At 66.2% G+C, this 22,483-nt stretch carries 16 protein-coding genes; 5 read left to right on the plus strand and 11 right to left on the minus strand.

What is annotated here, in order from left to right; all coding sequences use genetic code 11:
• Positions 1–13: 13 nt before the first annotated feature.
• Entirely contained in the window at positions 14–4,162 is a 4,149-nt protein-coding gene (locus C454_RS18475) for a PKD domain-containing protein (RefSeq protein ID WP_004977968.1), read from the plus strand.
• Between the two features lie 104 nt (positions 4,163–4,266).
• Here the strand turns inward: C454_RS18475 and C454_RS18480 are convergent, their stop codons facing one another.
• From C454_RS18480 to acs (C454_RS18510), 7 genes are all read right to left on the minus strand, one after another.
• On the minus strand, positions 4,267–4,482 hold the full coding sequence (locus C454_RS18480; RefSeq protein WP_004977969.1) for a hypothetical protein: 216 nt from the start codon (positions 4,480–4,482) through the stop codon (positions 4,267–4,269).
• A gap of 68 nt (positions 4,483–4,550) precedes the next feature.
• Entirely contained in the window at positions 4,551–5,033 is a 483-nt protein-coding gene (locus tag C454_RS18485) for a universal stress protein (protein WP_004977972.1), read from the minus strand.
• A 3-nt stretch (positions 5,034–5,036) separates the two neighbouring features.
• Entirely contained in the window at positions 5,037–6,686 is a 1,650-nt protein-coding gene (locus C454_RS18490; RefSeq protein WP_004977974.1) for a VC_2705 family sodium/solute symporter, read from the minus strand.
• Positions 6,683–7,120 (minus strand): DUF4212 domain-containing protein, encoded by a 438-nt coding sequence (locus tag C454_RS18495; RefSeq protein WP_004977976.1) that lies wholly within the window; start codon positions 7,118–7,120, stop codon positions 6,683–6,685. Before C454_RS18495 ends, C454_RS18490 begins: the two co-directional genes overlap by 4 nt.
• Positions 7,121–7,174: 54 nt before the next feature.
• Positions 7,175–9,169 (minus strand): acetate--CoA ligase, encoded by a 1,995-nt coding sequence (acs, locus tag C454_RS18500; RefSeq protein ID WP_004977978.1) that lies wholly within the window; start codon positions 9,167–9,169, stop codon positions 7,175–7,177.
• Between the two features lie 198 nt (positions 9,170–9,367).
• Positions 9,368–11,134 carry a bacterio-opsin activator domain-containing protein gene (locus C454_RS18505; protein ID WP_004977979.1) on the minus strand — a complete coding sequence of 589 codons (1,767 nt, stop codon included), beginning with the start codon at positions 11,132–11,134 and terminating at the stop codon, positions 9,368–9,370.
• A gap of 143 nt (positions 11,135–11,277) precedes the next feature.
• On the minus strand, positions 11,278–13,194 hold the full coding sequence (gene acs / locus C454_RS18510) for an acetate--CoA ligase (protein WP_004977982.1): 1,917 nt from the start codon (positions 13,192–13,194) through the stop codon (positions 11,278–11,280).
• 144 nt (positions 13,195–13,338) lie between these two features.
• On the opposite strand from acs (C454_RS18510), the gene C454_RS18515 reads away from it, so the two are divergent.
• Positions 13,339–14,502 carry a pyridoxal phosphate-dependent aminotransferase gene (locus C454_RS18515; RefSeq protein ID WP_004977983.1) on the plus strand — a complete coding sequence of 388 codons (1,164 nt, stop codon included), beginning with the start codon at positions 13,339–13,341 and terminating at the stop codon, positions 14,500–14,502.
• A gap of 37 nt (positions 14,503–14,539) precedes the next feature.
• Here C454_RS18515 and C454_RS18520 read toward each other — a convergent pair whose 3' ends face one another.
• On the minus strand, positions 14,540–16,552 hold the full coding sequence (locus tag C454_RS18520) for a sensor histidine kinase (protein ID WP_004977985.1): 2,013 nt from the start codon (positions 16,550–16,552) through the stop codon (positions 14,540–14,542).
• A 148-nt stretch (positions 16,553–16,700) separates the two neighbouring features.
• Between C454_RS18520 and C454_RS18525 the strand changes: the two genes are divergently transcribed.
• Together C454_RS18525 and C454_RS18530 are read left to right on the plus strand one after the other, a co-directional pair.
• Positions 16,701–17,291, plus strand: coding sequence for a TetR/AcrR family transcriptional regulator (locus tag C454_RS18525; RefSeq protein WP_004977987.1), 591 nt, complete (start codon positions 16,701–16,703; stop codon positions 17,289–17,291).
• Positions 17,288–18,754 carry an MATE family efflux transporter gene (locus tag C454_RS18530; RefSeq protein WP_004977989.1) on the plus strand — a complete coding sequence of 489 codons (1,467 nt, stop codon included), beginning with the start codon at positions 17,288–17,290 and terminating at the stop codon, positions 18,752–18,754. The genes C454_RS18525 and C454_RS18530 overlap by 4 nt, the downstream gene beginning before the upstream one ends.
• Positions 18,755–18,782: 28 nt before the next feature.
• On the opposite strand, the gene C454_RS18535 is transcribed toward C454_RS18530, so the two are convergent.
• Genes C454_RS18535 through C454_RS18545 form a run of 3 tightly spaced genes read right to left on the minus strand, consistent with a single transcriptional unit; the run spans position 18,783 to position 21,629 of the window.
• Positions 18,783–19,841, minus strand: coding sequence for a proline racemase family protein (locus C454_RS18535; protein WP_004977990.1), 1,059 nt, complete (start codon positions 19,839–19,841; stop codon positions 18,783–18,785).
• Complete coding sequence (locus C454_RS18540) at positions 19,838–20,161, minus strand: hypothetical protein (RefSeq protein ID WP_004977992.1); 324 nt, start codon at positions 20,159–20,161, stop codon at positions 19,838–19,840. Before C454_RS18540 ends, C454_RS18535 begins: the two co-directional genes overlap by 4 nt.
• Position 20,162: 1 nt before the next feature.
• On the minus strand, positions 20,163–21,629 hold the full coding sequence (locus tag C454_RS18545) for a sodium-dependent transporter (protein ID WP_081605266.1): 1,467 nt from the start codon (positions 21,627–21,629) through the stop codon (positions 20,163–20,165).
• Between the two features lie 360 nt (positions 21,630–21,989).
• On the opposite strand from C454_RS18545, the gene C454_RS20120 reads away from it, so the two are divergent.
• Complete coding sequence (locus C454_RS20120; RefSeq protein ID WP_239639955.1) at positions 21,990–22,214, plus strand: hypothetical protein; 225 nt, start codon at positions 21,990–21,992, stop codon at positions 22,212–22,214.
• Positions 22,215–22,483: the final 269 nt, after the last annotated feature.

Below are 22,483 nucleotides of genomic sequence, written 5' to 3' on the forward strand. Positions count from 1 at the left end.
AGGCGAACAGCAGGTGACGCAGAGACCACGGATAACGCGACAGCAGGCCAACACGCTCCTTCTGACGCTCGTGACGGTGATTTCGCTCGTCGCGTGGGTTCCGGTCGGCGCATCGGCGGTCGCGAACGGCGCGGATATCTCGTATACGAACCTCTCGGTGACGCCGACGACGCTCTACGAGGGAAGCGCCGTCACCGTGAACGTCACCGTCGAGAACACCGGCGGGACACAACAGTCGTACAACGCGACGCTCACCGTCGACGGCGACGTCGTGGCGTACCAAACCGGGACGCTCAACGCGGGTGCGACCGAACAGGTCACGTTCACGAAGACGCTCTGGGGGGCGGGCACGTACGACGTCGCCGCCGGGGGACTCGCCGCACAGACCGTGACCGTCGAGGAGGCCAACGCGAAATTCCACGGCGGACCGGGGAACCACGGCTACTACCCGAATCAAGAGGGGCCGCTCACGGAACCAGTCGAAGTGTGGAACATCTCGGACGGAACCCCGCAGGTGATGCAACCGACCATCGTGGGCGACACGCTCTACACCGCCTTCCACAACGGCGGCAGTCTGTACGCGTTAGACCCCGAGACGGGCGAAGAGAAGTGGAACGCGACGCCCGGCGGCCTTGACGGGTCGACGTGGACCACGCCCGCCTACGCCAACGGCGTCCTCTACATCGGAAGCAACAACCACAAGCTACACGCCATAAACGCGACCGACGGCACCGAAATCTGGAGCTACGGGACGCAGACGAACGTCCGGTCGGCCCCCGCGGTCGTCGACGGCGTCGTCTACTTCGGAAGCAACGACGGGAACCTGACCGCGGTGGACGCCGACACCGGCGAAGAACTCTGGTACTACACGATGTACCAACCGGTGCTGGTGGAGTCGAACCCCGCGGTCGTCGACGGCGTCGTCTACGTGTCGGGCGACGACGACAACCTGACCGCGCTGAACGCCACCACCGGGGCGCGACTCTGGAACTACACGCTCATCGACGAAAGCCAGTCGGGCCCGACCGTCGCGAACGACACGGTGTTCGTCGGGAGCGATAGCACGGCGGGCGAGACCGGCGGAACCGGGAGAGTGTACGCGATAAACGCGACCGACGGCACCGAGCGCTGGAACTACTCGATGCCGGGGGACGTGGATTCGAGTCAGGTGTACGCCGACGGCGTCGTCTACGCCGGGAGCCGCGGCGGCGAGCTCGTCGCGCTGGACGCCGACGACGGCAGCAGACTCTGGAACGCGACGGGGAGCAGTTTCCGCGGCGCGCCGGTCGTCGCGGGCGACGTGCTCTACATCTCGGATTTCGGTAACGACACCGTCCACGCGTTCAACGCGACCGACGGCACCGAGCGCTGGTGGTACGACTCGCCGGTGAACACCCTCTACCCGACGCCGCTCGCGTGGAACGGCTACCTCTACTACGGCAGCGGCAGCCAGTTCCACGCGCTCGCGGAACCGGCACCGGCCGTCTCGGCGGTCAACGCGACGAACCCCTCGGGACAGAACCTCTCGGTGTCGTTCGACTCGTCGCAGGAGCTGGTGAACATCTCGGTCTCGGTCTCGGGACCGGGTTCGACGACGTTCACCGAGGGCGACTTCGCGGAGTCGGGAACCGGCCCGTACACGTACGCGCTCGCGTCGCCGTACGAGACCGGAACCGACGGCACGTACACCGTCACGGTCCGGACCGCCGAGAACGCCGACGGGAAAGACGGGGCCGGAAACGAGTCCGACAGCGTCACAATCGATACGGCCGCACCCGCCGTCGATGCGGGCGAGGACGCGACCGTCGACGAGGACGTCGCGCTCGACTTCAACGCGACGGCGACCGACGCCGTCGGCGTCACGAGCACGTCGTGGGACTTCGGCGACGGCTCCGCGAACGAGACGGGCGAGAACGCGACCCACACCTTCGCCGACCCCGGGACGTACACGGCGACGTTCACCGCCGCCGACGCCGCGGGGAACGAGGAGACCGACTCGCGGGTCGTCACCGTCAACGACACGACCGCACCCGCCGCCGACGCCGGGGTGAACCAAACGGTCGACGAGGACACCGCCGTCAGTTTCGACGGCTCGGCCTCCACCGACAACGGAGCAATCGACTCGTACGAGTGGGACTTCGGCGACGGCTCCGCGAACGTCACGGGCGAGGGCGTGACCCACGCGTTCGCCGACCCCGGAACGTACACCGTCACCCTGACCGTGACCGACGGCGGCGACAACGCCGATTCCGACTCGCTCGTCGTGACGGTCAACGACACGACCGCACCCGCCGCCGACGCCGGGGTGAACCAAACGGTCGACGAGGACACCGCCGTCGAGTTCAACGCGAGCGGGTCGGTCGACGCTTCGGCAATCGACTCGTACGAGTGGGAGTTCGGCGACGGCTCCGCGAACGCCACGGGCGAGAACGCGACCCACTCCTTCGCCGACCCCGGGACCTACACCGTCGTCCTGAACGTGACCGACACCGTCGGGAACACCGCGTTCGACACGCTCACCGTGACGGTCGACGACACGACCTCGCCGACGGCCTCCGTCGGAACGAACCAGACGGTCGACGAGGACACCGTCGTCAGTTTCGACGGCTCGGCCTCCACGGATAACGGGGCAATCGCCGCCTACGAGTGGGACTTCGGCGACGGCTCCGCGAACGCCACGGGGGCGACTCCGAACCACACGTTCGCCGACCCCGGAACGTACGACGTGGTGCTGACCGTGACCGACGGCGGCGACAACGCCGATTCCGATTCGCTGGTCGTCACCGTCAACGACACGACCGCACCCGCCGCCGACGCCGGCGACAACAGGTCGGTTACGCGGGGCGACGCGGTCGAGTTCGACGCCAGCGGCTCCGCCGACAACGGAGCAATCGACGCCTACGAGTGGGACTTCGGCGACGGGTCGAATTCGACGAACGCCTCCGAGACGCACAGCTACGACTCGACCGGGACCTACACCGTCACGCTGACCGTGACCGACGCCGCCGGCAACGTCGGGTCGGACACGGCGACCGTGACCGTGAACGCCGACTCGTCGTCCTCGTCATCGTCGTCGTCTTCGTCCTCGTCATCGTCGTCGACATCGGAGTCCCCCGAGGCGACCGGCGGTGACTCAGAGGTCGTCGTCGACACGAAGGGCGAAGGCACGAGTAAGCGGTCGAACGTGTCGGTCAGAAACGTCGACACGAGCCGCGCCGTCGTCATCGCGCTGGAACCGGTCGCGAACGACACCGAGGCCGGGGCGGTCGAGAACGGAACGACCGGGACCGACGCGACCAACGACTCCGCCGAAGCGGCGGACGGGTCGGCCTCGCCCGCCCCGGAGAACATCTCGGTCGCACAGCTCTCGATGAACGTGAACAGCGGCGAGGACTTCACGCTGAACGTCACGACGTACGAGGCGGCCGACGACGAGGCCACGGGCGAGCGCTTCCAGCGCGAGACGGGCGCGACGTCCGCGGGCTACGTCGTGGTCAACCACTCGATACACGACGACGACATCGAGGACGTGACGTTCACCTTCAGCGTGCGAAAGCGCTACTTCGAGACGACGGGCATCAGCCCGGAGTCGGTCGCGCTCTACCGCGACGAGCACACGCAGTGGCGCAAGCTCGACGCAAGCCTCGTCGAGGAGTCCGAGACGCACTACGTCTTCGAGGCGACCTCGCCGGGCCTGTCGCTGTTTACCATCGGCTCGACCGTCCCCGTCTTCGAGACGACCGCCGCCGAAGTCACCGAGACGAGCGTGTCGGTCGGTCAAGCGGTCGAAATCGCGGTCGACGTGTCGAACCTCGGCGGCGCGGGCGGAGTCCACGCGCTCGACTTACTGGCCGACGGCGAGCGCGTCGCCGGCGGGACCGTCGAACTCGGCGCGTTCCAGAACGGGACGGCCACGCTCAGCTACGCCTTCGACGAGCCCGGGACGTACGAACTCGCGGTCGGCGAACAGGTCGTCGGCAGCATCACCGTCGAAGCGCCGCAAGCGGCTCAGACGGCGGCGTCGGTCGACGGGGCGGACCCCGACGCTGACGACAGTTCCGGAGACGGCGACAGCGCAGGGTGGACGATTGCCGTCGTCGTCGCCGTCCTGTTGGCCGCCGGACTGGGCGTCGCCTACCGGCGGCGGGAGCGCGACGAGTAGCCGCGGAGCGGTCCACTCTTTTCGGCGGGTCGTGTACAGAACAGTTAGACAATTGGTACTATTGGACGTATAGAAAACCACAGCCGTCCCGGTCGAGTCCGTCGTCAGCGCTGCTCGCGGACGGCTTCGACCGAGGCGAAAAAGCCGAAGTACGCGACGACGCCGGCACCCAGACAGAGGTAGAAGGCCCACTGCGGTCCGTCGAGCACGTCGAACAGGACCGAGACGACCGTCACCCACGCCAGGGCGAACAGCAGGTCGGTCAGCATCCCCGAGCGGTGTTCGCGCACGTGGGTTCGAATCGTCTCCGCGAGGCTCATCGGCGGGTCACCCCGTCCGGAGCCGCGGGTGGCGTGGTCGTCCTCGCGTGGGTCGTGTTGTACATGGCTTACGCTTCCGCTTCTGTTTCCGCTTCCTTTTCGTGGACGTCGACGACGAGCACCGGGAGCCGAGTCCGCCGCAGGACGCGTTCGGTCACGCTCCCGAGGACGACACGGGAGAGACCGGAGCGGCCGTGAGAGCCCATCACGACGAGGTCGATGTCGTTGTCCTCGACGAACTTCCTGATGGCTCGCGCCGGTTCGCCCGCAACGACGTGTTCGCGGACGGCCAGACCGTGCTCGGTTGCGGCGTCGGCGACGTACCCCGTCGCCTTGTCGGCCGCCTCCTTCACTTCGGGCATGTCGTCGAGGCGGCCCTGTCGGATGCGGTCGACCTGTTCCGTCCCCAGCGAGTAGCTGGTGGCGTCCACGTCGACGACGTACAGCGCGTGAACCGTCGCCCCGTACTTCGACGCGATGTCGACTGCCTGTTCGACGGCGTACTCCGCCGCGTCGCTTCCGTCAGTCGGAATGAGGATGTGTTCGTACATTGGTTAGTCGTCCGCGGGGGACTGCCCTCCGTCTGCGCTCATGACCACGTCTTCTGCGGACTGTTGCTGACCCATCGGTTCGGGGCTGTGACACTGCCGAACCATCTTCTTGATTCGCTCCGGCGGTTCGTCCGTCGCCATCGAGACGGCGATGGTGATGACGAACACCAGCGGCGTGCCGACGAGCGCCGCGCCGATGGCCGGCACGAACTCGGCGAAGGCGTCGCTGAAGTGGAAGATGAGGTCGTTGACCACCGCGGCGACCCAGAGCGCGAGACCGACGCTCATACCGGCGAGCGCGCCCTGACGGTTGGTGTTCTCCCACCAGAGGCCGAGGAAGAACATCGGGAACAGCACGATGGCCGCGAGCGAGAACGCGAGCGCGACCAGTTCGCCGACGAGCGCGGGCGGGTCGAACGCGGTTATCGTCACGATGATACCGAGCGCGACGATGGTCGCGCGACCGACGAACACCTGCTGGCGCTGGGTCGCGTCGGGGTTGATGATGTTCGTGTAGATGTCGTGGGAGACGGCGGACGAGGCGGTGATGAACAGCCCCGCCGTCGTCGCGATGGCGGCGGCGATGCCGCCGGCCGCCACGAGGCCGACGAACCACGTCGGCAGGTTCGAAAGCTGCGCCGCGAGCACCACGATGAGGTCGCCCTCACCGCCGCTCATGCCGCCGTTGGCCGCGAACGTCGGGCCGTACTGGGAGGCGTCGTAGAGGTCGACGCCGAACGTCGCCAGCGCCGGGGCGCTCCAGTACAAAAGCAGGATGAAAAACAGCCCCCAGACGGTCGACTGACGCGCCGTCTTTTCGTTTTCGACGGTGTAGAACCGAACCAGCACGTGCGGGAGCCCGCAGGTCCCGAAGATGAGCGAGAACGCCGTGGCGATCCAGAGGTAGAACCCCGCGTTGGCGAACGGTTCGGAGAACTCGGCCGATAGCTCGCCGATGAGTCGGCCGTATTCGATTTGCGGGAGGACGGTCGAGTAGCCGCCGGTGAACCCGACGACGTAGACGGCCGTCAGGAACGCCACGATGAGGATGACGTACTGGACGGCCATGTTCTTGGTCGCGCCCATCATGCCGGAGATGGTCAGGTAGCCGACCGTAATCGCCATCATGATGATGACCATCGTGACGTAGTCGGTCCCGAAGACGTACAGTCCGACGAGGCCCATCCCGCGGGCCTGTCCGACCGAGTAGACGAACCCGATGAGAATGGTCGTCAGCGCGCCGATCGCCCGCGCCGTATCGGAGTTGAATCGGTCGCCGACGAAGTCGGGCGCCGTGTACTTCCCGAACCGACGCATCTGCGCGGCCAGGAAGATGAGGAGGACGAAGTACCCGGCCGTCCAGCCGATGATGAACGCGAGCCCGTAGAAGCCCGCGAGGGCGACCAGTCCCGCTAACCCGAGGTACGACGCCGCCGACATCCAGTTCGCGCCGATTGCCATGCCGTTTTCGACGTTTCCAATCGACCGACCGGCGACCCACATCCCTTCCGTGTCGGCGACCTTGAACACGTAGCCGATGGCGAGAAAGAGGGCCAACATCCCGACGACCATGATGGCCGGCACGAGTTTGAACGAGATGTTGAGCGCCTCGGGGAGCAGGTCGCCCGACTGGAGGAACACGCTCGCAGTCATTCGACGCTCCCCCCGTCGGTGACGGCGGCCTCGCCCTCACTCTTCGAGCGCGACTTCGAAGCCGCGTGGTCGATGCCGTACCGCCTGTCGAGTTGGTCGCGCTTGCGGGAGTATACGAACGCGAGGACGAGCGAACTGGTCGGCGACAACACGGCGACGAGGAAGTAGTGCGCCGGGAAGCCGATGACCGGGAGCTGTGCGGTCATCGTCGCCGGTGCGAAGTAGGTGAGAACCGGCGGTCCGAACGTGAGAAGCGCCCACGCGATGAACCCGGCCCAGATTATTTTCAGGTGGTCTCGCATGAACGGGGTGCTCGGTTTCAGCAGGTTCACCTCCCTCGACAGGTAGTCTACCTCGTCGTGGTCGGGAGCTGTGCTCCGGTCGGTGTTCGCGGCGTGTGAGTCAATTTCTGACTCGGTTGATTCGCGTGACATAGATTGTTGGTCGTCTCGTAGTTACACTCGATACGGGCGGCCGAAGGCGGCCGCTCAGTCGCTCTGCGCGCGGACCTTCGCTTCTATCTCCCCGACGATTTCGGGGTTCCGGAGCGTCGAGGTGTTACCCAGTTCCGCGCCGTTCGCCACGTCTTCGAGCAGGCGACGCATGATTTTGCCCGAGCGCGTCTTCGGCAGTTCCGGCGTGAACACGACCTGTTCGGGTCTGGCGATGGGCCCGATGGCGTCCTCGACGCCCTCGATGATGCGCGCGCGGAGGTCGTCTCCCTCCTCGTACCCGTCTTCGGTGATGACGTAGGCGTAGACCGCCTCGCCTTTCACCTCGTGGTTGCCGCCGACGACCGCCGCCTCGGCGACGCCCTCGACGCCGACGATGGCCGACTCGATTTCCATCGTCCCGAGGCGGTGCCCCGAGACGTTGATAACGTCGTCAACGCGCCCGAGTACGGTGATATAGTCGTCTTCGTCCACTTTCGCGCCGTCCTCCGGGAAGTAGACCCAGTCGTCGGGGTCGTCGCTGTCGGTGTCGGAGTACTCCTCCCAGTATTCGGAGATGTAGCGCTCGTCGTTGTTGTAGAGCGTCCGAAGCATCCCCGGCCACGGCTTGTTCACCGTGAGATAGCCCGCTCGGCCGGGTTTCACTTCGTCGCCGTTGGTGTCGACGATTTGGGCGTCGATGCCCGGCAGCGGCGGGCCGGCCGACCCGGGTTTCATGTTCTTGACGCCCGGGAGAGTCGTTATCATCATGCCGCCGGTCTCGGTCTGCCACCACGTGTCTACCACCGGGCAGTCCTCGTTGCCGATGTGCTCGTAGTACCACTTCCACGCCCGCGGGTTGATTGGCTCGCCGACCGTGCCGAGCAAGCGGAGACTCGACAGGTCCCGCGATGCCGGGTACTTGCTGCCCCACTTCATGAACGCGCGAATCGCCGTCGGCGCGGTGTAGAAGATGTCGACGGCGTACTTCTCGACGATGTCCCACATCCGGTCGCGGTTGGGGAAATCGGGCGTCCCCTCGTACATCACCGTCGTCGAACCGAGCGCGAGCGGCCCGTAGACGATGTAGGAGTGACCCGTAATCCAGCCGATGTCCGCCGAACACCAGTACGTGTCCTCCTGCTCGATGTCGAGGACGGCGTGGGAGGTCCACGTCGCGTAGGAGAGATACCCGCCGGTGGTGTGTTTGACACCCTTCGGCTGGCCGGTGGTCCCCGAGGTGTACATCAGGAACAGCATGTCCTCGGCGTCGCGTTCGACGGGCTCGACGCGCTCGCCGCCCTGTTCGTCGAGGAGGTCGTCCCAGTCGTGCTGGTTGCCCTTCAGGTCGTGGCCGAAGCCGTCGTCGCCGAGGCGGTCGACGACGACCGTGGCGTCCACACCGTGGTCGACACTGTCGAGTCCCTCGTTGGTTTTGTCGAGGTGGTCGAGCGGGTCGCCGCGGCGGTAGTAGCCGTCGCAGGTGACGAGGAACCGGGAGTCCGCGGCGTTCATCCGCGTCGCCAGCGCCTCGGCGGAGAAACCGGCGAAGACGACGTTGTGGGGCGCGCCGATGCGGGCGCAGGCCAGCATGGCGATGGGCAGTTCGGGAACCATCGGCATGTAGAGCGTGACCACGTCGTCTTCCTCGACGCCGAGGTCGCGCAGCGCCGCCGCGAACTCGTTCACCTCGCGGTAGAGGTCCTGATACGTGTACGTTCGCGTCTCGCCGTGTTCGCCCTCCCACTTGATGGCGACCCGGTTCTTGTCCCCGTTCTCGACGTGCCGGTCGACGCAGTTGTAACAGGCGTTCAGTTCGCCGCCGGTGAACCACTCGTAGAACGGCGGGTTCGAGTCGTCCAGCACCTCGTCGTACTCTTCGTCCCAATCGAGCAAGTCGGCGGCCCGCTCCCAGCACACGGGCCAGTTCTCCTCGAACTCGTCGTAGATGTCGGAGTCCGAGACGTTCGCTTGCGCGACGAACTCCTCGGAGGGTTCGAACTCGTCTTGTTCTTCCAGCCGTGCCTCCAGTTCGGTGTCACCCTGTGCCATATGTCGTGTTAACGAGTCTCCACAAGGGGCATAAGTAGGGTAACTAATTATCGAAAATTAACATCACGATTATGAATAGCAGTCTAAACGCGGTTCGATAGGCTCCAGAGAGGGATACAGAAGATATAAACAACTATCGAGATATATTGATAAAATTTCAGTCAATAATGAACGTTCGTGTGCTAACCGGTCGCACGCCTAAGGGTTTAGGGTCGAAGCGTGTTCGTCGCTGTCATCGTCGAAGAACGCGGTCATGAGTTTCTGCTGTGCGGTTCGGAGGTGCTGGTGGAGCGTCGGCGACGAGATGTCTATCGAATCGGCGAGGTCTTCGGCGGTACTACCGCGGGGCCACTCGAAGTACCCGGCGAGATAGGCCGCTCGCAGGACGGACTGTTGCTTGTCAGTGAGTCGCGCCACGAGCGACTCCCGAAAGTCGGCGGTGTTTCGCGTGGGCCGTTCGACCTCCTGTTTCGCGACGAGTTCGGTGGCGGGATACGCGTCGGTCAGGTCGGACATCACGTCTCGGAGCGGCGCTTCGTTCGAAAATTCGCCGACGAAACGGGCCACGCCGTCCTCCGCGACGAACCGCGAGACGGTTCCGTCGTAGGACGTGAGCGTCGTAATCGTCGACCCCGCGGAGAGCGCGACTTCGAGGAGCGACTCCGTTCCCCGGTCGCGGATCAGGCGGATGTGTTCGACGGCGTCCGTGGCTTGCAACTCGTCGAACACCGCGTCCGTCGTCGCCCCCCGAACGGTGAGAAAGCACAGCAGCGACCGCTCCTCGATAGGAACGACGCCGCGGAGCCGAACCGAACAACCGAGGTCCGCGGAGAGTCCGACGAGCACGTCCTGTTCGTCCGATGATTCGAACTCCAGTTGAACGACCGTGTCGGCGAGGAGTAGCTTCCGACGCTCCGCGGCGGCGATAGCCTGTCCGACGTGGCGGCCCAGCGTCACCAGTACGTCCGTCTCGGCGTCGGAGGCCGCTTCCTCAGCGAGCGCGACGTAGAGCGCGCCGTAGGCGGTTTCGCCGTGTACCAGCGGAACGACAGCGAGGTGGCCGCTCTCGGAGTTCGGCGGCAGGTCGGTACGCACGGTCTGCACGGCACCGGTATCGCACGCGCGTCGAGCGAAGTCCGCGTCTCGACCGCCGAGCGAGCGACGAACCGCTTCGAGCGATTCCTCGTCGAGTCCGGCGACGGTGAGTTCCGCTCGCGCATCGGTTTCGTCCGACGCTATCCAAGCGAAACGGTAGTGGCTCGAATCGGCGAGTCCGTCACAGACGGCCTGTTCGACCTCGCCTCGCGTGTTCACCCCCGAGAGTGCCGACCCGACGCTTCGGGCGGTCTCGACGACCTGACGCACTCGGTCGGCATCGCCGCCCGCGGGACGCCCGCCGCTGTCGACGGCGTCCGGCGAGAGCGCATCGAGCACCTCGTCTTCGCTCGGTTCGTCGAGGAGCGGCGCGAGACTCTCGATGCGGTCCCACCCGCCGATTCGCATGACGACGCTCGGCGGGACGCCGTCACCGAGCATCGTTCGGGCGAAGTGCCGACGCAGGTCCCGAGTCGAAACGTCCGCCAACCCCTCGCGGCCAGTTCGTTCGGCGGCCCGCGTTCCGACCGACGCCACGAGCATCTGCAGACGCCGCGGCGTGACCGGAAGCACCCGTTCAGTCTCGTCGATGTCCGTCGTCGTGACGTACTTGCGAACGTCGTGTTCGACCTCGTTCGGTAGGTACGCCTCCCGGCCGTCGGTCGGAACGGCGAGGAAGTGGAGCTCCGTTCCCCGGTGTCGCCGCTGGGTCACGTGTGCGGGTTCGAACTGACTCATCTCGGCCGGCGTGAGCCCGACTTCCGCGCCGAGTCGAAGCACGAGGTCCTCGCGGTACGTCTCGGTCGACCGTCGCAGTTGCTCGTACCCACCCGCGGACAACGGCGTCGGCTCGGAGTCTCCGCCCGGCATTCGTTTCGGAATAATATCGAAGAGCGAACTAAATCTTCCGGTAAAAGGAGAACGGAGACACAGAGAAGCCAGCGAGCGGGGAAGAACACCGCTCATCAGGGTAGAAACAAGATTTCGTAGAGAGAGTATTATCCGAAACGTCGTCAGCTGTCTCGGACGATGGATTCGAGTTCGCCGACGATTTCCGGGTTCTGAAGCGCGGACGTGTCGCCGAACTCCTCGCCGTTGGTGATATTCTCGAGAAACCGACGCATGATCTTCCCGGACCGCGTCTTCGGGAGGTCGGGCGTGAAGACGACGGCGTCCGGAGTGGCAATCGGACCGATGCGCTCGCGGACGTGCGAGCCGATTCGCTCGCGGAGGTCGTCGCTCCCGGAGACGCCCGTCTCCAGCGTGACGTACGCGTGGATACCGCCCGTGTCGGCGTCGTCGACGCTGACGACCGCGGCCTCGACGACGCCCTCGACGTCGACGATGGCCGACTCGATTTCCATCGTCCCGAGGCGGTGCCCCGAGACGTTGATGACGTCGTCCACGCGCCCGAGCACGGTGACGTAGCCGTCTTCGTCCACTTTCGCGCCGTCGCCGGTGAAGTAGTGCCAGCCGCCCACGTCGAGCTTCGCCGCCTCCTCGCCCCACCGCTGGCCGTGTCGCAGCGCGAGCGGCATGCCGGGCCACGGGCGAGTGAGAACGAGATACCCCGCCTCGTTCGCAGGGACTTCCTCGCCGCGGCCGTCGACGACCCGAGCGCCGACGCCCGGCAGCGGCGGCCCGGCGGTGCCGGGCTTCATGTTCTTGACGCCCGGGAGGGTCGTTATCATCATGCCGCCGGTCTCGGTCTGCCACCACGTATCGACGATGGGGCAGTTCTCGTTGCCGATGTGCTCGTAGTACCACTTCCACGCCCGCGGGTTGATTGGCTCGCCGACTGTGCCGAGCAGGCGTAAACTCGACAGGTCCCGCGACGCCGGGAGCGACGTGTCCCACTTCATGAACGACCGAATCGCCGTCGGGGCCGTGTAGAACACGTCGACGGCGTTCTCCTCGATGAGGTCCCAGATGCGGTCCTTCTCCGGGTAGTTCGGCGTTCCCTCGTACATGACCGTCGTCGTTCCGAGCGCCAGCGGGCCGTAGACGACGTACGAGTGGCCGCTAATCCAGCCGATGTTCGCCGTACAGAGATAGGTGTCCTCCGGCTTGAGGTCCAACACCGCCTGCGACGTCCACGCGACGTGGGCGAGGTAGCCGCCGGTGACGTGTTCGACTCGTTTCGGTTCGCCCGTGGTCCCCGACGTGTGGATGAGAAACAGCACGTCGTCGGCCGTCCGCTCGACCGGGTCGACCTCCGCGCCGGCGTGGGCGTCGACCAGTTCGTCGTAGGTGTGCTGTCCCGCTCCGAGGTGTGCGGTCTCGCCGAGGTGCTCGACGACGACCATCTCTTCGAGGTCGTGGGCGGCCTTGAGACGGGCGTCGTCGGCCTTGCTCTTCAGGAAGATGGCGCTCCCTCTCCGGTAGTAGCCGTCGCAGGTGACGAGGAACGCCGAGTCCGCGCTCTCCAGTCGCGTCGCCAACGCGTCCGCCGACAGTCCCGCGAAGACGACGTTGTGGGGCGCGCCGATACGGGCGCACGCGAGCATGGCGATGGGCAGTTCGGGAATCATCGGCATGTAGAGCGTGACCACGTCGTCCTCCTCGACGCCTTGCGCGCGGAGCGCCGCGGCGAACTCGTTGACCTCGCGGTAGAGGTCCTGATACGTGTACGTTCGCGTCTCGCCGAGGTGGCTCTCCCACTTGATGGCGACGCGGTTCTTGGCCCCGGCTTCGACGTGCCGGTCGAGGCAGTTGTAGCAGGCGTTCAACGTCCCCCCGGCGAACCACTCGAACGGGGGTTCGTCGGCCGGAAGGACCGACTCGTAGGGGTCGAACCAGTCGAGCGTCGCCGCCGCTCTCCCCCAGCAGTCGGGCCAGTTCTCCTCGAACTCGCCGTAGACGGAGTCGTCGGTAACGGTGGCCTGTTCGACGAACGACGCCGGAGGCGGTATCTCCTCGTCTTCGGCCATCCTCGTTTCGAAGTCCGGCCCACGACGGTTCGACATACAGGAGGTACGTCGGCCTCATCGCATTAAAACGTTCGTCGGGGTGTGCGACTCGGGCTCCCGATGGCGTCCGCCAAGCTTCTTGTGTCAGCCAGTCCCAGCCCACGTATGCCACATCCGACCGCGTTCTCCCGGCCCATCGGGAGCGAGCGCGTCGCGGGAACCCGCGAGTCCGTCATCCGGGAGATGACCCGCGAGGCGCACGAACACGACGCCATCAACCTCTCGCAGGGCATTCCCGACGAGGACGAGACGCCGGCGAGCGTGAAGGAGGCCGCCAAGGAGGCAATCGACACGTCGAGCCAGTACACCATCACGTGGGGGCTCCCGGAACTCCGCGAGGCGGTCTCGGAGCGCTACGCCGAGTGGAAGGGCGTCCGCTACGACCCCGAAACAGAGGTCACCGTCACCACCGGGACGAGCGAGGCGGTGGTCTCGACGCTCCTCGCGCTCTGCGACCCCGGCGACGGCGTCATCTACTTCGAGCCGACCTACGAGAGCTACATCCCGGCCGTCCAGTTCGCCGGGGGAGAGCCGATGCCGCTCGACATCACCGACGGCCTCGAACTCGACGCCGGCGCGCTGTGGGACGCCGCCGAGGACGCGTCCATGCTGATTCTCAACCACCCCCACAACCCGACGGGGAACGTCTTTTCGCCCGCCGAACTCGAACTCGTCGCGGAGGTCGCCGAGGCGGAGGACCTCGTCGTCGTCACCGACGAGATATACGAGCACATCGTCTACGCCGACGACTACGTCAGTCCGGTCGAAATCGACGGACTCGCGGGCCGGACCGTCGTCTGCACGGGGCTGTCGAAGACGTACTCCGTGACGGGCTGGCGCGTCGGGTTCGCGCTCGCGCCCGAGCCGCTGTCGGCCGAACTCCGGAAGGTCCACGACTACACGAGCATCTGCGCGCCGACGCCGTTCCAGCGGGCGGGGGTGGAGGCGCTTTCGCTCCCGGCGGACTACTACGACGACCTCTCGGACTCGTACGAACGCCGCGGCGAACTGCTGTACGACGGGCTCCGGGATGTGGGCCTCGACCCCGTGAAACCGGACGGCGCGTACTACATGCTGACGCGCTATCCGGGCGACGCCGACGACGCCGAGTTCGCGCACCGACTCGTCCGCGAGGCCGGCGTCGCGGTCGTCCCCGGGAGCAGTTTCTACACCGAGGGGTCCGCGGACTGGGTCCGGTTTACCTTCTCCCGCAACGAGGCGACCATCGAGGAGGCGCTGCGACGGCTCGACGAGAACCGCTTCTGGTAGGTCCGGTCGTCCCGGCTCGGCGGTCCGCAGGCGGCGGTTAGGCGTCGTCGGACGACGCCGAGCTCGACGCCTGAACCGGGTCCTCGGCGCGTTCGACGCCCCGAATCACGAACCGAGCGCCGGCGTCCGCGGCGTCCTCGTAGCCGACCGACCAGTCGTGGGCGTCGGCGATGGTGCGGACGATTGCGAGGCCGAAGCCGGTGCCGTCGGCCGCGGTCGTGAAGCCGGATTCAAAGAGCTTCGGGCGGTCTTCCGACGGGACACCGGGCCCGTCGTCTTCGACGTAGAAGCCGTCCCGAGTCGCGCCGACGGTGACGGTCACGCCGTCGCCGGCGTGCTCGACGGAGTTCCGAAACAGGTTCTCGAACAGTTGGAGGAGCCGAGTCCGGTCCGCCATGAACGACGCGCTTTCGGCCACCTCGAGCGCGGCCGATTTGGTGTCGACGTTCGCCCACGCCTCGGTCGCCACGGCGTCGAGCGAGACCGTCTCGCGCTCGTCGACCGTGCCGCCGCGGGCGAGCGCGAGCACGTCGGTGATAATCTCGCCCATGCGCTCGTGGGCCGCCTCGATTCGCTCGACGTGGTCCGGGTCGGGACGCTCCGCCTCCTTCACCAGTTCGAGGTAGCCCTCCGCCACGTTCAGCGGGTTGCGCAGGTCGTGCGAGACGACGTTTGCGAATGTTTCGAGCTGTTGTTCGTGTTTTCGCCGGTCGGTCACGTCGTGGGCGTTGACGACGACGCCGCCGACGACGGGGTCGTCCAGAAGGTTCCGACACCGGACGCTGAAGACGCGCCACCCGCGGGTCGAACTACGGAACCGGAGTTCGGCGGTGGCGTCCTCGTCGGGGCGCGCCAGCGCCTCCCGGAACGTCTCGACGGCGGCGTCCTCGTCGTCGGGGTGGAGGAACCGCGCCAGCGACCGAACCTCGCTCGGGTCCGCGTCGGCGCCGAGCGTCTGCGCGGCCGAGTCGCTCAGGTAGCTGACCGAGCCGTCGGCGTCGAGGACGAAGATGAGGTCGGAGGCGTTCTCCGTGAGCGCGCGGAACCACCGCTCGCGGACGCGGCGCTCGGTGATGTCGTGGAGGATGTGCAGGTGGCCGCGAACCGCGTCACGGCCGTCGGTCACGGCCGACCTGTCGACCTCGAAGTAGCGCGCCTCGCCGTTGTCGTCGACGACCCGGAGCTCCCCGTCGGTTTCGAGGGCCTCGGCGACCTCCGCGTCGAACACGTCGGCGACGGGCGTCCCCAGCGACGAGGGCTCCACGTCGAAAAGCGCCCTCGCCGACGGGTTGGTGTCGGCCAGCCGGTCCTTTCGGTCGACGACGATGACGGGGTCGGCCATCCGCTCGATGACGAGGTCCCGCGCGATGGGGCTGATGTCGAGGATTCGGTACCGCGAGAGCCCGATGGCGAGCAGCGACGACGTGGCGGCGAACGAGATGGCGATGGGGTTCGCGGGCGAAAACGGCGTCCAGAGATACACCGCGCCGACGATGGGGGGAACGAGAACCGCGACGAACAGGAGGAGCGCTTGCTTTCGGTATATCTGTCGGCTCCGCAGGCAGTGGATGCCGAGGACGACGAGCGCGGCCCCGACCGCGACGTAGCTGTAGACAATATCCACCCAGAACAGCGGTCCGTAGACGACATCGGCCGTCGTGATTCCACCGGTGGTCGAAAACGACAGCGACTCCCACAGCAGCGTGTGGAGTCCGAGCGCGTTCGTTACCGCCCCCACGACGGTCAACGTGGGCCACACGGCGAACAGCGCGGCGGTGCGGCGAGAGACCAACCGCTCGTAGCCCGCGATTTCGAGGGCGAAAAGCAGGGTGAAAAAGACCGCCGCCTCCGCGGGTATCAAGACGAGAACGTACCACAGGAGGCGGGCGGACGCCGAGTCGGCGAGGAGGTAAAACGCCTCGAACAGCGCCCAGCCGCTGGCGCTCAAAGCGAGGGCGATGAACCACCGCCCGGTCGGTTCGTCGCGGTACTGCCAGCCGTAGCTCGCGACCCCGGCGGAAATCGCGGTCGCGAGGAGAAGCGCACCCACGTACGGTGACAGCGAGAGAGGCACTACACTCGGGTACCCGGCTCGGCCACTTAGAAACTCTGGCAGACGGCCGGCCGTGAGTCGCCCTGACGAAGGGGTTCGCGGTCCAAAGTCTCTTAACTGACCGGTCAGTAAGCCGGGACAGAAGATGGACGCAGAGACCAGGGCCGAGATACTCGGGGCGACCAACCGGGCGCTCTGCGAACACGGGTACGCCGGCCTCACGGTACAGCGAATCGCGGACGAGTCGTCGGTGACGAGCGCCGCGATTCACTACCACTTCGACACGAAAGAGGAGCTCCTCAACGCCTTCCTCGACGACCGAATCGAGCGATTCGAGTCGAAGTTGTCGTGCGGCGCGTCCGACCCCGGAAAGCGGCTCGACGCGGTTCTCGACGCGGTGTTCAACCCCGAGGACCCCGACGTCGACGGCTTCCCCGTGGCGCTCATGGAACTGAAGGCGCAAGCGCCCTACCACGAGCTGTTCCGCGAGCGCTTCCTCGACCTCGACGACGTGATGCGCGGAACCGTCGCCGACATCGTCCGCGACGGCGTCGAAACGGGGGTGTTCGACGAGACCGACCCGGCGGAAATCGCGCGGCTCGTCACGACCATGAGCAACGGCGCGCACGCCCGCGCCGTCGCGCTCGGCGAACACCCCGCTGAGACCCGGCGGGTCGTCGAAGACGCCCTCGAACTCCACCTCGGCTGGACGCCGGGGTCGGAGGTGGACGAATGAGCCTGTTCAAGGGACAAGAGGAACTCAACCTCACCGAGGGCGGCATCGTCAAGCCGCTTCTCTACCTGTCGCTCCCCATCGTCGTCACGAACCTGCTCCAGACGGCGTACAACCTCGCGGACACGTTCTGGCTCGGCCAGTACTCGACAGAGGCGCTCGCGGCCATCTCGTTCGCCTTCCCGATGGTGTTTCTCCTCATCTCGCTCGGGATGGGGCTGTCCGTCGCCGGGAGCGTCCTCGTCGCCCAGCACACCGGGGCCGAGGAGACGGACAAAGCCGAGTACGCGGCCTCCCAGACCGTCACGTTCGCGTTCCTCGGGTCCGCGATGCTCGGCGCGCTCGGCTACCCGCTCGTCCGCCCGTTCCTCGATTTCCTCGGGGCCTCGCCGGACGTGCTGCCGGGCGCGACGGCCTACATGCAGGTCATCGCGCTCGGTCTGCCGTTCATGTTCGGCTTCTTCGTGTTCATCTCGCTGATGCGCGGAGCGGGCGACACCATCACGCCGATGCTCGTGATGTTCGGGACCGTCGTCCTCAACGTCGTCCTCGACCCGTTTTTCATCAACGGGTGGGCGCTGGGGCCGGTTCAGTTCCCCGAACTCGGGATTCAGGGCGCGGCCATCGCCACCGTCATCTCGCGGGTCCTCGCGATGGTCGTCGGCATCGCCATCATGGTGTCGGGCACCAGAGGCATCCAGATTCACCTCACGGACATGCGACCGGACTTCCGGTACCTGCGGAAGATTCTCCGCATCGGCATCCCCGCCAGCATCGAGGGGACGGGTCGCGCGCTCTCCATCAACGCGCTTCTCATCGTCGTCGGCCTGTTTTCGACCTCCGTCGTCGCGGCGTTCGGTATCGGCACCCGCGTGTTCTCGGTCATCTTCCTCCCGGCTATCGCCGTCGCCCGCGGCGTCGAGACGATGTCCGGTCAGAACATCGGCGCGGGGAAGTACGACCGAGCGGAGCAGGCGAACTACGTCGCGGCCAAGGGATTGTTCTTCGTCCTCGGCCTGCTCGGACTCGCCATCTTCCTCGTTCCTGAGCCCATCGTCTCGGTGTTCACCACCGACGCGGCGGTCCTCGACGTGGGGGCGCAGTTCCTGCGGTACGTCTCGCTGTCGTTCGGCTTCATCGGCATCATGCGGGCCTTCACCGGCGGCTTCCGTGGCGCGGGCAAGACGCTCATCGCCGCGGTGATATCGGTCGTCACGCTCGCCGGTATCCGGCTTCCGGTCGCCTTCGTCGCGTCGCAGGGGCTCCTGCCGACTGACTTCTGGTTCCTCGGGAGCATCGACGTGCGAGGAATCTGGATCGCGTTCTTCGTCTCGAACGTCGCGGGCGCGTTCATCGCGTGGCTCTGGTTCCGCCGGGGGACGTGGCGCGAGGGCGACGTGCGCGGGACGCCGGCCGGCGGCGAGTTGGAGAACGACGACGTGGAACTATCGAGCGGGATGGACTGATTCGGAAAAAGGAGGCGGTCCGAACCCGCTACTCCGCCGAGATGCTGAACCCGGAAAGCGAGTCCTTCGCGTCTTTGACGAACGTGTGTTTTCCCGTGATGCGGGCCGAACCGGTGATGAGCGGCGTCGTCAGCGTCACGCCGTCCCGCTCTTCGGCCGCGACGAGTCTGCCTTCGAAGCGCGTGCCGACGATGCTCTCGTGGAGGTACGACTCGCCGATGTCGAGCGCGCCGGCGTCGTGGAGGAGCGCCATCTTCGCGCACGTTCCGGTCCCACAGGGCGAGCGGTCGACCTGTCCCTCGCCGAAGACGACGATGCTCCGGTCCACCTCGTCAGGCGTGCCGTATATCTCGGTGATCGAGACCGAGCCCGCCTCGCCGGTGAGCGGGTGGACGATATCGAGGCGCTCGTTGACGGCGTCGCGGATTTCGAGGCCCCAATCGACGAAGGTCGATGCGTATCGCGGTTCGACGGGCAGGTCGAGCTGGTCGCTGTCGACCAGCGCGAAGAAGTTGCCCGCGTAGACGACGTCGACGCGGAGCGGCGAGTCGAGAAACGAGACCGGGACGGTCGCCTCGTCGTAGACGAACGACCGGACGTTCTCTATCGTGACGCGCTCGACGCCGCCGTCAGGCGCGTATTCGGGCGTCGCCTCGACGAGTCCGGCCGGCGTCTCGACGCGGACGGTCTCGCGTCGGTCGAGTCGCCCCAGTTCGAGGAGCGCGGAGACGACGCCGATGGTCCCGTGGCCGCACATGTCGAGATAGCCCCGACTGTCCATGAAGAAGACGCCCAGGTCCGCGTCGGGACGGGTGGAGGCGACGACGACCGCTCCGAACATGTCGTCGTGGCCGCGGGGCTCCCGCATCAGCAGGTCGCGTACCCAGTCGTGGGTCTCGGCGAACGAGTCGCGGCGCTCCCGAACCGAGTCGCCCGCGAGCGCGGCGCGGTCGATGCCGTCGACGACGATGCGGGTCGGTTCGCCCTCGGTGTGCGTGTCGATGGTCGTGAACGACGCGTCCGTGGTGAGGTCGTCGAACTCGAACTCACTCTCGTTCGCGAGTTCGTCGGCGTCGTTTCCGTTCATTCGTCCACCAGTTCGAGCCGGGCGATTTGCTCGTCTGACCAGTCGTAATGCGGCTCGTCAATCGCTCGGAGCGACCGCACGCACTCGTTGTAGCGGCGGCGGGCAATCGGCGCGTAGGGGTCGTCGGGGTTCGCGCGAATCCACTCGCGGAGGTCGGATAGCGCCCGCGGCGAGTAGCTATCGACGTCGTCCTGTTCCCGTAAGAGCGCGAGTTTGCGCTCCTCGGTTCGGAGCGACCTGACGAGGACCGCGGCCGCGACGCCGGGCAACAGGAGGAGCGAGACGAGCATCGAGACCCACGTGAGCGTCGAGAGGGCCATCTCAGTCGTCACCCCCCGGGACGGCCGCGGAACCGGACGGCGGCTCGTCGCCGACGACGCTCATCACGACCGTGCTCACGACGACGAGCGCGGCCATGAACGCGACGCCGAGCAGCATCAGCCGCTGGTTCGACGTACCGATGCTGGAGTAGACGCCGTAGCCGAGGATGAACACCATCACGACGGGGATGACGTACTTCACGACCGGATTCCACCACGGGCCGACGTAGATGCCGGCGTTACGGTTGAGGTCGAGAACGCGGGCGCGCTCGGGACCGAACTTCCACGCGACGAGCGCGATGATGGAAAGCGTCGCGAGCGGGAGGCCGAAGCTCCCGAACATGAAGTCCATCCGCCCGAGGAACGCCGACGAGTAGGCGCTCGGGAGGCCGAACAGCCAGATAGCGCCGCAGGACGCGAGCACGGCACCCGTCCGAGAGAGCCGCGTCTCCTCCGAGACGGTGGTGACGGCGACCTCGGTGATGCCGAGGCCGGAGGTGAACGTCGCGAAGAAGAAGGAGACGAAGAACACGATGGCCCACAGACTCCCGCCGGGGAGTTCGGGGAACACCTGCGCCATCGAGATGAAAAGCAGGTTCGACCCGGCGCTCGGTTCGAGTCCGAACGCGAAGACGACGGGGAACGTGGCGAACACCGCGAGCAGGCCGATGCTCGTGTTCCCGATGGCGGTGAACAGGCCGCCGCCGAGCGGCACGTCGTCGTACCGGCTGAGGTAGCTCCCGTAGGTCAGCGCGATACCCCACCCGAGACCCGTCGAGAACAGCGCCTGACTGAGCGCCGCGACCCACGTACTGCCGCGGGTGAGGTAGCCCCAATCTGGCGTGAAGACGAACGCGACGCCTTCCATGCCGCCGGGGAGCGTGATGCCGCGAATCGAGACCGCCACGAGCGCGACGACGAGCAGCGGAATCATCCACTTCACGACGCGCTCGATGCCGCGGCGGATACCGAACACGAGGACGCCGGCCAAACCGGCCATCGTCACCGTGTGCATCCCGACGACGAGCGCCGGGTTGTTGATGAAGCCATCCCAGAACGCCTGCGGCTGGAACCCCGGCTGGGTGAACGTCATGAGCACCGAGTGGCCGGCGTAGTAGAGCGCCCAGCCGATGATGGGCGCGTAGTACGACATCAGCGCCACGTTGACGATGAGGACCACGAGGCCGAGACCCTGCGCCCGCTTGCTCCCGAGGACCTGCTTGAACGCCCCGATGACCCCGTTGTTCGTGTAGCGGCCGATCATCGTCTCGGCCATCAGTCCGGGAACCGCGATGAGGTACAACAGGAGGATATAGGCCACGAGGAAGGCGCCGCCGCCGTTTTCGCCCGTCGTGAACGGCATGCGCCAGATGTTGCCCGCGCCCACCATCGCGCCGAGCATCGCCATGAGGAAGCCGAACCGGCTTCCCCACTCCTCTCTCGCCGTTCTCGCCTCTGAGTCTGACATGATAATCCTACCCAGAGCCTTGAACAGGAGGTAGTTATACGGATGTGCTACTATGGTCGGGGTCGTCAATGGAAAATATATATGAACGCTGTTGTAATGGGTTTGATAGTCCCACGATATTCCGAAATTAATCCTCATCAGGAGGTCTCTAAGGGTTTTGAGGATTAGGCACCAAACATCAACAGCTGGGAAGTTTCGACCCGAATCGTCGGCCGGACCGTATCATAGTCGGGGATGGGTATATAACCGCGAAGCGAACACCACCGGTATGGTCACGACCAGCGACGAGCGAGTCGAAGACGACCGGACGCCGAGAGACGAACGCCGGACGAAACGCGACTCGGAAGCGCGTCGGTGTGCGTGAGAGAGCGGGCGGACGAGGTCGAGCGGGCGGTGCTCGCGCTTCTCGACCGCCGCGGACCGACGCCGATAGACGAGATACTCGCCGGAGTGGACGGACATCCGATCGAGATAGAACACGCCTGTAGCCGACTCCAGCGGGCGGGCGAACTCCGAAGCCGGAGTTGCGGCGTGTACGCTCGCCCGACCTCTCACCAGGGCCACCCTCCCATGGACAGACACTAGTATAACTCGCCCTCCGCCGAGGACTCAGCCATGACGAACTCAGTCACGGGGCGACTGTCGGCCCAACGATGCCCGGAGTGCGGTTCGGAGACGCAGACGCGACACGGAATCGAACGCTGTACGGACTGTACGTGGCGCGCGCCACAGGGGGCCGACTGAACGGAAAGACGCTGTCGGTACCGCGGGCGCGACCCGTCGAGCCGACACCACCGTGTCCGGAGTAAACCGGGGAGAAAGTTATCGAATCGAATAACGAGCGGGGTCGACGG

Source organism: Haloferax gibbonsii ATCC 33959 (assembly GCF_000336775.1).
GTDB lineage: Archaea > Halobacteriota > Halobacteria > Halobacteriales > Haloferacaceae > Haloferax > Haloferax gibbonsii.